Source organism: Streptomyces thermovulgaris, from assembly GCF_002155915.1.
Taxonomy (GTDB): domain Bacteria; phylum Actinomycetota; class Actinomycetes; order Streptomycetales; family Streptomycetaceae; genus Streptomyces; species Streptomyces thermovulgaris.
The window spans coordinates 1-13,526 of the sequence record NZ_MUME01000210.1 but is presented as its reverse complement, the minus strand read 5'-3'; the positions used below and the strand labels follow the sequence as shown (position 1 = coordinate 13,526).

Annotated in this window: 12 protein-coding genes and 1 pseudogene; 5 read left to right on the top strand and 8 right to left on the bottom strand. The window is 71.4% G+C overall.

The genetic code is table 11. The features are described 5' to 3' along the window. Positions 1 to 169: 169 nt before the first annotated feature. A complete protein-coding gene (gene argH, locus CCN35_RS17505) occupies positions 170 to 1,603 on the bottom strand; it encodes an argininosuccinate lyase (RefSeq protein WP_086793431.1) in 1,434 nt (477 codons plus the stop codon). Positions 1,604 to 1,706: 103 nt separating this feature from the next. Beyond that, entirely contained in the window at positions 1,707 to 2,900 is a 1,194-nt protein-coding gene (locus CCN35_RS17500; protein ID WP_067399260.1) for an argininosuccinate synthase, read from the bottom strand. 217 nt (positions 2,901 to 3,117) lie between these two features. On the opposite strand from CCN35_RS17500, the pseudogene CCN35_RS17495 reads away from it, so the two are divergent. From CCN35_RS17495 to CCN35_RS17475, 5 genes and pseudogenes are all read left to right on the top strand, one after another. Further along, positions 3,118 to 3,554: pseudogene (locus CCN35_RS17495) on the top strand (hypothetical protein); the annotation flags it as partial. A gap of 187 nt (positions 3,555 to 3,741) precedes the next feature. Next, positions 3,742 to 4,329, top strand: a complete 588-nt coding sequence (locus CCN35_RS17490) for a pyridoxamine 5'-phosphate oxidase family protein (RefSeq protein ID WP_067399257.1) — start codon at positions 3,742 to 3,744, stop codon at positions 4,327 to 4,329. Between the two features lie 94 nt (positions 4,330 to 4,423). Continuing rightward, complete coding sequence (locus CCN35_RS17485; RefSeq protein ID WP_067399255.1) at positions 4,424 to 5,806, top strand: ferredoxin reductase family protein; 1,383 nt, start codon at positions 4,424 to 4,426, stop codon at positions 5,804 to 5,806. 29 nt (positions 5,807 to 5,835) lie between these two features. Continuing rightward, entirely contained in the window at positions 5,836 to 6,606 is a 771-nt protein-coding gene (locus CCN35_RS17480) for an FMN-binding protein (protein ID WP_086793430.1), read from the top strand. Between the two features lie 55 nt (positions 6,607 to 6,661). Further along, positions 6,662 to 7,399 (top strand): FAD:protein FMN transferase, encoded by a 738-nt coding sequence (locus CCN35_RS17475; protein WP_086793433.1) that lies wholly within the window; start codon positions 6,662 to 6,664, stop codon positions 7,397 to 7,399. Positions 7,400 to 7,456: 57 nt separating this feature from the next. On the opposite strand, the gene CCN35_RS17470 is transcribed toward CCN35_RS17475, so the two are convergent. The 6 genes from CCN35_RS17470 to CCN35_RS17445 form a co-directional block, all read right to left on the bottom strand. After that, complete coding sequence (locus CCN35_RS17470; protein WP_067395035.1) at positions 7,457 to 8,047, bottom strand: arginine repressor; 591 nt, start codon at positions 8,045 to 8,047, stop codon at positions 7,457 to 7,459. 19 nt (positions 8,048 to 8,066) lie between these two features. Further along, the gene (locus tag CCN35_RS17465; protein WP_067395032.1) at positions 8,067 to 9,278 is read right to left on the bottom strand and encodes an acetylornithine transaminase; all 1,212 of its coding nucleotides are present in this window, start codon (positions 9,276 to 9,278) and stop codon (positions 8,067 to 8,069) included. Further along, positions 9,275 to 10,183 carry an acetylglutamate kinase gene (argB, locus tag CCN35_RS17460; RefSeq protein ID WP_067395029.1) on the bottom strand — a complete coding sequence of 303 codons (909 nt, stop codon included), beginning with the start codon at positions 10,181 to 10,183 and terminating at the stop codon, positions 9,275 to 9,277. The genes CCN35_RS17465 and argB overlap by 4 nt, the downstream gene beginning before the upstream one ends. Then, positions 10,180 to 11,331: a bifunctional glutamate N-acetyltransferase/amino-acid acetyltransferase ArgJ gene (gene argJ / locus CCN35_RS17455; RefSeq protein ID WP_067395026.1), complete on the bottom strand. Its 1,152-nt coding sequence runs from the start codon at positions 11,329 to 11,331 to the stop codon at positions 10,180 to 10,182. Before argJ ends, argB begins: the two co-directional genes overlap by 4 nt. Next, positions 11,328 to 12,356, bottom strand: a complete 1,029-nt coding sequence (gene argC, locus CCN35_RS17450) for an N-acetyl-gamma-glutamyl-phosphate reductase (protein ID WP_067395023.1) — start codon at positions 12,354 to 12,356, stop codon at positions 11,328 to 11,330. Before argC ends, argJ begins: the two co-directional genes overlap by 4 nt. 217 nt (positions 12,357 to 12,573) lie before the next feature. After that, complete coding sequence (locus tag CCN35_RS17445) at positions 12,574 to 13,167, bottom strand: histidine phosphatase family protein (protein ID WP_067395020.1); 594 nt, start codon at positions 13,165 to 13,167, stop codon at positions 12,574 to 12,576. Positions 13,168 to 13,526: the final 359 nt, after the last annotated feature.

The window sequence follows — 13,526 nt, the reverse complement described above, 5'->3', positions numbered from 1 at the left end:
CGTGGACAGAACACCTAGCGCCGTCGTCGGTGTGGTCCCTGGCTCTCGGCGGCTGGTTCCCCGGCGGCGAGGTGGAAGCAGGCCCCACCGGCGGCCGCCGCCGGGTGTGGACCGGCAAGGCCCTCATCGCCGCTTCCAAGACTGCCCCGCCGCCCCTGGACCACGACCGCTACTGCTTCTTCTTCGCGTCCGCCCACTGGCGCTGGGCCGCCACGTCCGCCTTGACCTCGGCGAGCTGGACGGCGACGGCGCTCGGGGCGGTGCCGCCGCGCCCGGCGCGGGAGGCGAGGGCGCCGGGGACGTCGAGGACCGTACGCACCTCGGGGGTGAGATGGGCGGAGATCTTCGCGAACTGCTCGTCGGTGAGCTCGTCCAGTTCCTTGCCCTCGGCCTCGGCGGTCTTCACGCACTCACCGGCGATCTCGTGCGCCTCCCGGAACGGCACCCCCCGCCGGACCAGCCACTCGGCGACGTCGGTGGCCAGTGAGAAGCCGGCCGGGGCCAGTTCCTCCATGCGCTCGCGGTGGACGGTGAGGGTGGCGATCATGCCGGTGAACGCGGGGAGCAGGACCTCCAACTGGTCGCAGGAGTCGAAGACGGGCTCCTTGTCCTCCTGCAGGTCGCGGTTGTAGGCGAGGGGCAGGGCCTTCAGCGTCGCCATGAGCCCCGTCAGGTTGCCGATCAGCCGGCCGGACTTGCCGCGGGCCAGCTCCGCGATGTCCGGGTTCTTCTTCTGCGGCATGATCGAGGAGCCGGTGGAGAAGGCGTCGTGCAGGGTCACGAAGGAGAACTCCTTCGTGTTCCAGATGATGATCTCCTCGGCGATCCGGGAGAGGTTCACACCGATCATCGCGGTGATGAAGGCGAACTCGGCGACGAAGTCCCGGGAGGCCGTGCCGTCGATGGAGTTGCCCACGCTGCCGCGCTCGAAGCCGAGGTCCCGCGCCACCGCCTCGGGGTCCAGTCCGAGGCTGCTGCCCGCGAGCGCCCCGGAGCCGTAGGGCGAGACCGCCGTCCGCTCGTCCCACTGGCGCAGCCGCTCGGCGTCCCGCGCCAGGGCCTGGACGTGCGCGAGGACGTGGTGGGCGAAGAGGACGGGCTGGGCGTGCTGGAGATGGGTGCGCCCGGGCATGGCCACGTCCGGGTGGGCCTCCGCCAGGCCGATCAGTGCCTCCTGGAGGTCGGCGAGCAGGCCGCCGATGATCCGGGCGTGGTCGCGCAGATACATGCGGAAGAGGGTGGCGACCTGGTCGTTGCGGGACCGGCCGGCGCGCAGCTTGCCGCCGAGCTCGGGACCGAGACGCTCGAGCAGGCCGCGCTCCAGGGCGGTGTGCACGTCCTCGTCGGCGACGGTGCCCGTGAAGGCGCCCGAGGCCACGTCCGCCTCGAGCCGGTCGAGCCCGGCCAGCATGCGCCGGAGCTCGTCCTCGGTGAGCAGCCCCGCCCGGTGCAGCACACGCGCATGGGCGCGGGAGCCGGCGATGTCGTAGGGCGCGAGCCGCCAGTCGAAGTGGACGGACGCGGACAGCTTCGCCAGGGCTTCGGCCGGACCGTCGGCGAAACGGCCGCCCCAGAGCCGTACGTCACCGCTGTTGCTGCTCACTGCGTTGCTCCTCAAAAAGTTGTCTGTGCGCGAACCGCCTCCCCACCCTTGCAGGCGAGGAGGCGGCTGTCAGGTCGATGCGTGTGAGGGTGACCCGTGGGGTTTACGCCAGGTCCCGCTTGGCGGCGATCCTCGACGACATGCTGTAGATGTCGATGAAGCCCTTGGCCGCGGACTGGTCGAAGGTGTCGCCGGTGTCGTAGGTGGCGAGGTTGAAGTCGTACAGCGACTCCTCGGAGCGGCGGCCGGTGACGACCGCGCGGCCGCCGTGCAGGGTCATCCGGATGTCGCCGGAGACGTGCTGGTTGGCCTCGTTGATGAAGCCGTCCAGGGCGCGCTTGAGCGGGGAGAACCACATGCCGTCGTAGACGAGTTCGCTCCAGCGCTGCTCGACCTGCCGCTTGTAGCGGCCGAGCTCGCGCTCGACGGTGACGTTCTCCAGCTCCTGGTGGGCGGTGATCAGGGCGATCGCACCCGGAGCCTCGTACACCTCGCGGGACTTGATGCCGACGAGGCGGTCCTCGACCATGTCGATCCGCCCGACGCCCTGGGCGCCGGCGCGCTCGTTGAGCTGCTGGATGGCCTGCAGGACGGTGACGGGCCTGCCGTCGACGGCGACCGGGACGCCCTCCTTGAAAGTGATGATCACCTCGTCGGGGTCGCGGGGGACGGCCGGGTTCTGGGTGTACTCGTAGATGTCCTCGATCGGCGCGTTCCAGATGTCCTCGAGGAAGCCGGTCTCGATGGCCCGGCCGAAGACGTTCTGGTCGATGGAGTAGGGCGACTTCTTGGTGGTCGCGATCGGCAGGCCCTTCTCCTCGCAGAACGCGATGGCCTTGTCCCGGGTCATCGCGTAGTCGCGGACCGGGGCGATGCACTTCAGGTCGGGGGCGAGGGCGGCGATGCCGGCCTCGAAGCGGACCTGGTCGTTGCCCTTGCCGGTGCAGCCGTGGGCGACGGTGGTGGCGCCGTGCTTCCTGGCGGCGGCGACCAGGTGCTTGACGATCGTCGGCCGGGACAGGGCGGAGACCAGCGGGTAGCGGTCCATGTAGAGGGCGTTGGCCTTGATCGCCGGGAGGCAGTACTCGTCGGCGAACTCCTCCTTGGCGTCGGCGACCTCGGCCTCGACGGCGCCGCAGGCGAGCGCACGCTTGCGGATGACGTCCAGGTCCTCGCCGCCCTGGCCGACGTCGACCGCCACGGCGATGACCTCGGCGCCCGTCTCCTCGGCGATCCAGCCGATGGCGACGGAGGTGTCCAGACCGCCCGAGTAGGCGAGTACGACGCGCTCGGTCACGGGTTTCTCCTCACACTGCATTCACTGACATGCATGAGTATGCAGAACTCTGCATGATTCGTCAATCACGGCGGGACGCGCCGCGGACCGCCGGACGGCTCCCGCGGAACTCCTTCGCCGTCCCTTGAACGAGAGCAACCGCTTTCCCGTATCTCCCGCAGAACGCAGGCGCCGCGTTTGCCACGACAGTCGTCCCCGACCCGAGTGAGGCATCCGTATGTCCAGGGCTCTTCCGAAGCACGACGGGCGCCGTGTCGCGTTCCTCGGCGGCGCGGCCGCGGTGGTGCTGTCCGGTGCGGTCGTCGCCGGTTCCGCGCCGGCCGGGACCCCCAGCGGAACGGTGCCCAAAGCGCCCGGCCCCTGGCGGGCCCCGGCACCGTCGTCTGCCCGGACGTGAGGTCCCGGCTGCCGGAGATCCCCGCCTCCGCCCGCAGCGAGGTCGACCGCAACCCCGCCCAGCTCGACACCCGGATCCAGGAAGCCAACACCCGCCTGCGCGACACCGTCGGACAAGGCGGCCCCGACTTCGTCCGGAACGCCGTCCTCGGCCCCCTCCAGGACAAGCGCACCGCCACCATCGACCACATCAAGATCGCCATCGGCCGCACCGCCGCCACCCCCCAGGGCCTGGACGGCCTCGCCCCGCGCACCCTCGGCCAGTGAGGTCGTGCGCCTTCACCGCGTTTCACGGCTCCTCACCGCGTCTCACCGCGTGAGGCCGCGAGGCGAGGAACGGTCGTGGCCGCCCCGCACGAGCGCCGGCCGGGGCGGCCACGACGAACACGGCGGCTCCGCGACGCGCCCTGGGCGCCAGGGCGAAATGCCTGAACAATCGCGGAACATGGGAAAAACTTATGAGCGCCTGGACGGCAGGCTGCGCGCCTTCATCGAGGAGCAGCCCCTCTTCTTCACCGCGACCGCTCCGCTGTCCGGCGACGGCACGGTCAACCTCTCCCCCAAGGGCCTGAAGGGCTCCCTCGTGGTGCTCGACGAACGCACCGTGGCCTACCTGGACTTCGCCGGGTCCAACGCGGAGACGATCGCGCATCTGCGCGAGAACGGCCGGATCACCCTCATGTGGTGCGCCTTCCAGGGGCCGCCCACCATCGTGCGCGTCCACGGCAGGGGCGAGCCGGTCTTCCGCGACGATCCGCGCTTCAAGGAACTCCTCTCCCGTTTCACCGCCGTCGACCCCGCCCCGCACGGGCTGCGCGCGATCATCGTCGTGCACGCCGAACTGATCCGGGACACCTGCGGATACGCGGTTCCCCTCATGAGGTACGAGGGGGACCGCGACCTGCACGGCAGACGCTTCGCACGCGAGGACGACACCTCGCTGAACGAGTACTTCACCAGGAAGGAACACGTGGCCACGAGCCTGGACGGCCTGCCCGGGCTGCCCCTGCCCCTGCCGCCGTCCCCGGCCTGACTCCGGCGGCGCGACGGCCCGGCCGGGCGCTGAACACTCGGCGCACGCAGCACGTATCTGTGAGCGGCCAAGGTCGAATCGCCACGGAGGAACCGTGACCACCACGCTCGCAGGAGGCCGCGCCGCCCGGCGCCAGACGATGCGCCGCATCCGGCCACGTCGCTCCCCCGCCGTCCCGCTGCTGCTCGCCGTCGCGGCAGGTGGCGCCGGCGTCCTCTGGCTGTGGTGGGTGAACACCCCGTCCATCGCCGACACGGGCGGACGGATCGTCAACGCGGGCCGGATCACCGGTCTGCTCGCCGGTTACCTCATGGCCCTGGTCGTGCTGCAGATGGCACGTGTGCCCGCCCTGGAGCGCCGGGTCGGCTCCGACCGGGTCGCCCGCTGGCACGCCATGAGCGGCCGTTACACGCTCTGCCTGGTGATCGCGCACGTCGTCCTCACCATGTGGGGCTACGCGCTGCAGGCCGGCAAGTCGTTCGGCGGCATCGTGGAGCAGACGATCAGCTCCGTCAACGAGCTGCCCGACATGGGCAAGGCCGCCATCGGCACCGGTCTGCTGCTCGTCATCGGGCTGATCTCGATCGGCCCGGTGCGCCGGGCGCTGCCGTACGACGCCTGGTACCACGTGCACCTGCTCACCTATGCGGCGGTGTTCCTGACGTTCTGGCACCAGATCACCACCGGCAACGACTTCGCCGTCGAGCCGGCCGCCAAAACCTTCTGGTACGCCTTGTACGGCGGGGTGACCTTCATGGTGATCTGGTACCGGATCCTCACCCCGATCCGGCTGAACCTGCGTCACCAGATGCGGGTGGAGGCGGTGATCGAGGAGACGCCGGGCGTGGTGTCGGTGCTGATCAGCGGCAAGAAGCTGCACCGGATGGGGGCGGAGGCCGGGCAGTTCTTCCGCTGGCGGTTCCTGGCACCGGGCATGCGGTTCTCCTCCCACCCCTACTCGCTGTCGGCGGCGCCCCGCCCGAACCTGCTGCGCATCACCGTCAAGGCGATCGGCGACCACAGCGCCCGCCTGCGCGAGCTGAGGCCCGGCACCCGGGTGTGGGCGGAGGGCCCGTACGGCGCGCTGACCGCGTACCGGCGCAGCCGCGGCAAGGTGCTGCTGATCGCGGGCGGGGTCGGCATCACCCCGATGCGGGCGCTGTTCGAGACCCTGCCCGGCGCGGCCGGTGACATCACCCTGCTGTACCGGGCCAACAGCACCCAGGACCTGGTCCTGTGGGACGAGCTGGCGAAGATCGCCGAAGAACGCGGAGCCCGGCTGATGTACGCGGTGAACAGCCCCGACGGCGAACGCCCCGACATCTCCGCGGAGTCCCTGAAACGAAAGATCCCCGACATCGACCGTCACGACGTCTTCATGTGCGGCCCGCCCGGTTTCGCGCAGTCGGTGTACGAGGCACTGCGCGGCGCGGGAGTCCCCGCCCGCCGTATCCATCACGAGTCGTTCGAGATGTGAGCGACGGGATTTCAGGAGCTTGGAAGAAGATGAGGAAGAGCCACCCCCTCCGACGCGCCGTACTCGTCGGTGCCGCGACCGTGTCCGGCATCGTGCTGCTGCTGTCGCTGAAACCGACGACCGACCCGGCCTCCGCCTCGGCGTCCGGTCTGCCCCCGCAGCAGAGCGCGGCGGCCCAGGCGCCGCAAGGAGGCAGCGGGGCACAGCGGACGGGCACTCAGGACATCACCGGTGACGCGGTCCGCACCCCGTACGGGTCGGTGCAGGTCCGGCTGACCGTCAGCGACGGAAGAATCGTTCAGGCAACGGCGGTGCAGGCGCCGCAGGGCGGAACCAGCGGCCAGAAGACCCAGCTGGCCGTGCCCAGGCTCAACCAGGCGGCCGTGGCCGCGCAGAGCGCGGACATCGACACGGTGTCCGGGGCCACCTACACCAGCAACGGCTACAAGCAGTCGCTGCAGTCGGCGCTGGACAAGATGAAGGCGAGCGGCGGATCCTCCGGCTCCTCGGACTCCGGTGCCGCACAGGCCCTCACCCTCACCGGCAAGGCCGTCCGGACCCCGTACGGGCCGGTGCAGGTCCGCATCACGGTCAGCGGCGGGAGGATCACCAAGGCCGAGGCGGTGCAGGCGCCGCAGGGCGGAACCAGCGGCCAGAAGACCCAGCTGGCCGTGCCCAGGCTCAACCAGGCGGCCGTGGCCGCGCAGAGCGCGGACATCGACACGGTGTCCGGGGCCACCTACACCAGCAACGGCTACAAGCAGTCGCTGCAGTCGGCGCTGGACCAGGCCGGTGGCTGAGGCCGTGGCCGGGCCGGAGAGCCCTCCCGCCGCGGTGCGTCACGCGGAGGAGGTCATGGGGACGGTCTTCTCCTTCGACATCCGCGGCGGGGAGCCCGGGGCGGTGCGCACGGCCCTGCGCGAGGCGGTCGCCCAGCTGCACCGGGTCGACGAGGTGTTCAGCACCTACCGCGACGACAGCCAGATCTCCCGGCTGGCACGCGGGGAGCTCACCGTGGAGGAGTGCGATCCCGAGGTCGCCGAGGTCCTCGCCCTGGGCGCCGAGGCCGAGCGGACCGGCGAGGGCTGGTTCAGCCTGCGCTACCGGGGGGACCTGGACCCGACCGGGATCGTCAAGGGCTGGGCCACCGAGCGGGCCGCCCGGCACATCGCGGCGGCGGGTGCGGACGGGGTCAGTGTGAACGGCGGCGGGGATGTGCAGCTGCTGGGCTCCCCCGGTCCGCAGCGGCCCTGGCGGGTCGGGGTGTCGGACCCCCTGCGCCCCGGCGCGCTGGCCGCGGTGGTCTCCGCGGCGGGGGCCGAGGAGCTGGCGGTGGCCACCTCGGGCACGGCGGAGCGCGGGGCCCATGTCGTGGACCCCCGCACCGGCCGCTCCGCGGTCACCGACCTGGTGGCGGTCACGGTGATCGCCCCCCGGCTGACCTGGGCGGACTGCTGGGCCACGACCGCGTTCGCGATGGGCTCGCGGGAAGGGCTGGCCTGGCTGGAGTCCCTGCCGGACGTGGAGGGGCTGCTGATCACGGCCGGCGACGAGGTGCGGTGCACCGCGGGCCTCGCCGCCTGGCTCGGTTGAGGATCCGGCGCCGCCGCCCGGGGCGCCGCCGGGGGTCAAAACCGCCCGCGGCGGGAGTCAGTTCCCGTTCTGGGCGTTGCCGCTCTGGGCGCTTCCGCTCTGGGCCAGCCGCAGCAGGTGGTCCGCCAGTTCCTGGCCTCCCTGGGGGTCCCGGCTGATCAGCAGCACCGTGTCGTCACCGGCGATCGTCCCGAGGATCTCGTGCAGCTCGGCCTGGTCGATCGCCGAGGCCAGGAACTGCGCCGCCCCCGGGGGCGTGCGCAGGACCACCAGGTTCGCGGAGGCCTCCGCGGAGATCAGCAGCTCCTGCGAGAGCCGCCGCATCCGCTGCTCCTTGACCGACTCCCCCAGCGGCGCACGCGGTGTGCGGAAACCGCCCTCGCTCGGCACCGCGTAGATCAGGTCGCCGTCGGTGTTGCGGATCTTCACCGCGTTCAGCTCGTCCAGGTCCCGCGACAGCGTCGCCTGGGTGACGCTCAGCCCGTCGTCCGCCAGCAGCTTCGCCAGCTGGCTCTGCGAGCGCACCGGCTGCCGGTTGAGGATGTCCACGATCCGGCGGTGGCGCGCGGTGCGCGTCTGCGGTACGGCGGGCCCGGAGGTCGTGGCTGAGGTCCGCCCGGTCTGCCCGTGGTCCTGCGCCTGACTCATCGTCGTCCCATTCTCCGGCTCATCCGTCCCCGCCTGCCTTGTCCAGGATGCCGGGCAGTGCCCCGAGGAAGGCGTCCACCGCGTCGTCGCCGAGATTCAGCGGCGGCATCAGCCGTACGACGTCGGGGGTGGGCGCGTTCACCAGGAAACCGGCCTCCTGAGCCGCCTGCTGCACCTGAGGCGCGCGCGGCTCGGTCAGCACGATACCCAGGAGCAGTCCGGCGCCCCGGACATGGTCGGTCAACGGGTGGCCCAGGGACTCGATTCCCTCGCGCAGCTTCTCGCTCTGCCGCTTGACGTTCTCCAGCAGCCCCTCGTCCGCGATCGTGTCGAGGACCGCGAGTCCGGCGGCGCAGGCGACCGGGTTGCCGCCGAAGGTCGTGCCGTGCTGGCCGGGCCGGAGCAGTCCGGCGGCGCGCCCGAAGGCGACGGTGGCGCCGAGCGGCAGCCCGCCGCCGAGGCCCTTGGCGAGGGTGACGACGTCCGGCAGGACGCCCTCGTGGGCCTGGTAGGCGAACCAGTGCCCGGTGCGGCCGATGCCGGTCTGCACCTCGTCGAGGACCAGCAGCGCGCCGGTGGCCGCCGTGATCGCGCGGGCCGCCTTCAGATAGCCGGGCGGGGGCACGACGACACCGTTCTCGCCCTGGACGGGCTCGATGACGACGAGGGCGGTCTCCTCGGTGACCGCGGCGGCCAGCGCCTGGGCGTCCCCGTACGGCACATGGGTGACCTCGCCGGGCAGCGGCCGGAACGGCTCCTGCTTGGCGGGCTGGCCGGTGAGCGCGAGGGCACCCATCGTGCGGCCGTGGAAGCCGCCCTCGGTGGCGACCATGTGCGGGCGGCCCGTCAGCCGGCCGATCTTGAAGGCGCCCTCGTTGGCCTCGGCGCCGGAGTTGCAGAAGAACACCCTGCCGTCCCTGCCGAAGAGCTGCAGCAGGCGCTCGGCGAGGGCGACGGGCGGCTCGGCGACGAACAGGTTCGAGACATGCCCGAGGGAGGCGATCTGCCGGCTGACCGCCTCGACGACCGCCGGGTGGGCGTGTCCGAGCGCATTGACCGCGATGCCGCCGACGAAGTCCAGGTACTCGTTGCCGTCGGCGTCCCACAGACGGCTGCCCTCGCCGCGGACGAGGGGGAGGCGCGGTGTGCCGTAGTTGTTCATGAGCGCGTTCTGCCAGCGCGCGGTCAGCCGCTCGTTGCCCGTGCCCCGGTGCGCGTTCCGGCTGCTCATGACTCCCCCTGTTCATCCGGTACGACCATCGTGCCGATGCCCTCGTCGGTGAAGATCTCCAGCAGGATCGAGTGCTGCACCCGGCCGTCGATGACGCGGGCGGTGCGCACCCCGTTGCGCACGGCGTACAGACAGCCCTCCATCTTCGGGACCATGCCCGAGGACAGCTCCGGCAGCAGCTTCTCCAGCTCGCTCGCGGTCAGGCGGCTGATCACCTCGTCGGAGTTCGGCCAGTCCTCGTAGAGGCCCTCGACGTCGGTGAGAACCATGAGGGTTTCGGCGCCCAGCGCCGCAGCGAGTGCCGCAGCCGCCGTATCAGCATTGACGTTGTAGACATGTCCGTCGTCCTGGGAGCGGGCGATCGAGGAGACGACCGGGATGCGGCCGTCGGCGAGCAGTGCCTCGATCGCGCCCGTGTCGATCCCGGTGATCTCGCCCACCCGACCGAGGTCGACCGGCTCGCCGTCGATCTCGGGGGTGTGCTTGGTGGCGGTGAGGGTGTGCGCGTCCTCTCCGGTGAGGCCGACGGCGAGGGGCCCGTGCCGGTTGAGCAGCCCGACCAGCTCCCGCTGCACCTGGCCGGCCAGCACCATCCGTACGACGTCCATGGCGTCCTCGGTGGTGACTCTGAGGCCCGCCTTGAACTCGCTGACGATGCCGTGCCTGTCCAGGGCCGCGCTGATCTGCGGGCCGCCGCCGTGCACGACGACCGGCTTCAGCCCGGCATGCCGCAGGAAGACGACGTCCTGGGCGAAGGCGGCCTTCAGCTCCTCGTCCACCATGGCGTTGCCGCCGAACTTGATGACGACGATCTTGCCGTGGTGCCGGGTCAGCCAGGGCAGTGCCTCGATGAGGATCTGCGCCTTGGGCAGCGCGGTGTGCTTACGCGTGGTTCCGGAGCTCATGACGAATAGGCGCTGTTCTCGTGGACGTAGTCGGCGGTCAGGTCGTTGGTCCAGATGGTGGCGGTCTCGCTGCCGGCGGCGAGGTCGGCGACGATGTGGACCTCGCGGTAGCGCATGTCGACCTTCTCGCGGTCCTCGCCGACGCTGCCGTTCTTGCACACCCAGACGCCGTTGATGGCGACGTTGAGCCGGTCGGGCTCGAAGGCGGCGGAGGTGGTGCCGATGGCGGACAGGACACGGCCCCAGTTGGGGTCCTCGCCGTGGATGGCGCACTTGAGGAGGTTGTTGCGGGCGATGGAGCGGCCCACCTCCACGGCGTCGTCCTCGGTCGCGGCGTTGACGACCTCGATTCTGATGTCCTTGCTGGCGCCCTCGGCGTCCCTGATGAGCTGCCGGCCGAGGTCGTCGCACACGGCCCGTACGGCCTCGGCGAACTCCTCGTGGCCGGGGGTGATCCCGGAGGAGCCCGAGGCGAGCAGCAGCACGGTGTCGTTGGTGGACATGCAGCCGTCGGAGTCGATGCGGTCGAAGGTGACCCGGGTGGCGGCACGCAGGGCCTTGTCGAGGACGTCGGCCTCGAGGTCGGCGTCGGTGGTGAGGACGACGAGCATGGTGGCGAGGCCGGGGGCGAGCATCCCGGCGCCCTTGGCCATGCCGCCGACGGTCCAGCCGTCCTTGGTGACGACGGCGGTCTTGTGGACGGTGTCGGTGGTCTTGATGGCGATGGCGGCCTTCTCGCCGCCGTGCTCGGAGAGCTGGGCGGCGGCCGTCTCGATGCCCGGCAGCAGCTTGTCCATGGGGAGCGGGACGCCGATGAGGCCGGTGGAGCAGACGGCGACCTCGATGGGGCCGATGCCGAGCACCTCGGCGGCCTTCTCGGCGGTGGCATGGGTGTCCTGGAACCCCTTGGGGCCCGTGCAGGCGTTGGCGCCGCCGGAGTTGAGGACCACCGCGGAGAGCCGTCCGGTCTTGAGGACCTGCTCGGACCACAGGACGGGGGCGGCCTTGACACGGTTGGAGGTGAAGACGCCGGCGGCGGCGCGGCGGGGACCGGTGTTGACCACGAGGGCCAGGTCCGGGTTGCCGTTCTCCTTGATTCCGGCGGCGATGCCCGCCGCCTGGAATCCCTTGGCTGCCGTGACGCTCACGGTGCGACTCCGATCGTGGAAAGTCCGGTGGTCTCGTCGAGTCCGAGGGCGATGTTCATGCTCTGCACGGCGCCGCCCGCCGTGCCCTTGGTCAGGTTGTCGATGGCGCTGACCGCGACGATGCGGTGCGCGACGGGGTCGTACGCGACCTGGATCTGCACGGCGTTGGAGCCGTACACGGCCGCGGTGGCGGGCCACTGCCCCTCGGGCAGGAGGTGGACGAAGGGCTCGTCGGCACAGGCCTTCTCGTAGGCGGCGCGCACGGACTCGGCGGTCACGCCGGGCCTGGCCTTCGCGCTGCACGTGGCGAGGATGCCGCGGGACATCGGCGCGAGGGTGGGGGTGAAGGACACGGTGACCGGTTCCCCCGCCACCGCGCTGAGGTTCTGGACCATCTCGGGGGTGTGCCGGTGGACGCCGCCGACGCCGTAGGGGGACATGGAGCCCATGACCTCCGAGCCGAGCAGGTGCGGCTTGAGCGCCTTGCCGGCGCCGGAGGTGCCGGAGGCGGCGACGACCACGGCCTCGTTCTCGGCCAGGCCGGCCGCGTAGGCCGGGGCGAGGGCGAGGGAGACGGCGGTGGGGTAGCAACCGGGTACCGCGATGCGCTTGGACCCCTCCAGCGCCGCGCGGGCACCCGGAAGTTCGGGAAGGCCGTAGGGCCAGGTGCCGGCGTGCGGGGAGCCGTAGTACTTCTCCCAGTCGGCCGGGTTCTTCAGCCGGAAGTCGGCGCCCAGGTCGATGACGAGGACGTCGTCGCCGAGCTGCTCGGCGACGGCGGCGGACCGGCCGTGCGGCAGGGCGAGGAGAACGACGTCGTGTCCGGCGAGGGCCTCGGCGGTGGTCTCCTCGAGGACGCGGTCGGCCAGGGGCGGCAGATGCGGCTGCAGTGCGCCGAGGCGCTGTCCGGCGCTGGAGTTCCCGGTCAGGGCGCCGATCTCGACCTCGGGGTGCGCCAGCAGCAGTCGCAGTGCCTCTCCGCCCGCGTATCCACTCGCTCCGGCGACCGCCACACGTACAGCCATGAACCCTCCTCCTTGATGGCATGACTATACGTATCACTGCACGTTTATGCAACGGCGGCATGGGGTGCGGAGCCGTGGACACGACAGAGCGAGAAGGACGGGAGGGGAAAGAAGGACAGGAGCGAGGGCAGGGAGGAGGGCAGGGGGCGGACCGGCCGGCGGCCCGGGCGAGGACCCGGTGCGGCCGTCCGTGCGCGAAAGCCGCCGCAAACCCTTCTTATGCGTGGGAGAGCGAGGCCGGTATGCCGTCGAGGCAGAGGTACCAGCGGCCGGCGCGACCGGTGACGGTGGTGGTCGACAGGGGACGGACGTCGATGTTCCAGTAGGTGAACGGAGGTGCCTTCAGGGCGTAGACCAGGGCCGCGCGGATCACGGAGGGCTCGGCCACGGCGACGATGCGGCAGCCGTCCTCGGCGGGCCGGGTGTCGAGCCAGCCGCCGACGCGGGTGATGAAGGACAGCAGCGACTCGCCGCCGTGCGGGGTGCTGCGCGGGTCGGCGAGCCAGGCGTCCACGGCCTGCGGCTCACGGGCCATCGCCTCGCCCAGGGTGAGCCCGCGCCAGCGGCCCATGTCGCAGTCGCGCAGGGCGACCTGGACGAGCGGGGCGTATCCGAGGGCGTCCCCGGTGGCGCGGCTGCGCGGGGTGGGCGAGCAGTAGCGCAGGTCGGCGGCGGCGAGCGGCAGCAGCTCATGGGCGACCCGCCACACCTCGTCCCAGCCCGCCTGGTCGAGCTGCCGGTCGTCCTCGAACCGCTCGGCGAGCAGCGGGGAGCCGCGCGCCGCGGCGACAAAAGTGACCTGAACCGCCATGCGGCGATCGTGGGCCCGGAAAGCAAGCGGGTCAAGAGGTACGACGCGGAGGTTACCCAGGGTTCACCGACGCAGTCGCCATATGTCCGGAACATGTGCCGATGTCTGCCGGCCCGGGACCGAGGAGGGCGACGGCGGACGGCGGTCCCTCGTCCTCCCCTTCTCCCCTCTTCCCCTCCTCTCTTTCCCTCTCCTCTTCCCTCTCCTCGCGTCTCACCCTTCTCGAGCCCCTCGGGCACGCACTTCCTCGCAGGCCGTGCGCAGGCGCCGTACCCCCTCGGCGATCTCGGCCGTGCCGGCGACCGCGGCGAAGCTCAGCCGCAGATGGGGCGCCGGGAGTTCGGCGCTGAAGTAGGGGC

Bases quoted from the DNA above. Each gene is read 5' to 3' on its own strand.
- CCN35_RS17490 (WP_067399257.1), top strand. From the start codon at position 3,742: ATGGGAAAAACTTATGAGCGCCTGGACGGCAGGCTGCGCGCCTTCATC.
- CCN35_RS17480 (WP_086793430.1), top strand. From the start codon at position 5,836: ATGAGGAAGAGCCACCCCCTCCGACGCGCCGTACTCGTCGGTGCCGCG.
- CCN35_RS17475 (WP_086793433.1), top strand. From the start codon at position 6,662: ATGGGGACGGTCTTCTCCTTCGACATCCGCGGCGGGGAGCCCGGGGCG.
- CCN35_RS17470 (WP_067395035.1), bottom strand. From the start codon at position 8,047: ATGAGTCAGGCGCAGGACCACGGGCAGACCGGGCGGACCTCAGCCACG.
- CCN35_RS17465 (WP_067395032.1), bottom strand. From the start codon at position 9,278: ATGAGCAGCCGGAACGCGCACCGGGGCACGGGCAACGAGCGGCTGACC.
- argB (WP_067395029.1), bottom strand. From the start codon at position 10,183: ATGAGCTCCGGAACCACGCGTAAGCACACCGCGCTGCCCAAGGCGCAG.
- argC (WP_067395023.1), bottom strand. From the start codon at position 12,356: ATGGCTGTACGTGTGGCGGTCGCCGGAGCGAGTGGATACGCGGGCGGA.
- CCN35_RS17445 (WP_067395020.1), bottom strand. From the start codon at position 13,167: ATGGCGGTTCAGGTCACTTTTGTCGCCGCGGCGCGCGGCTCCCCGCTG.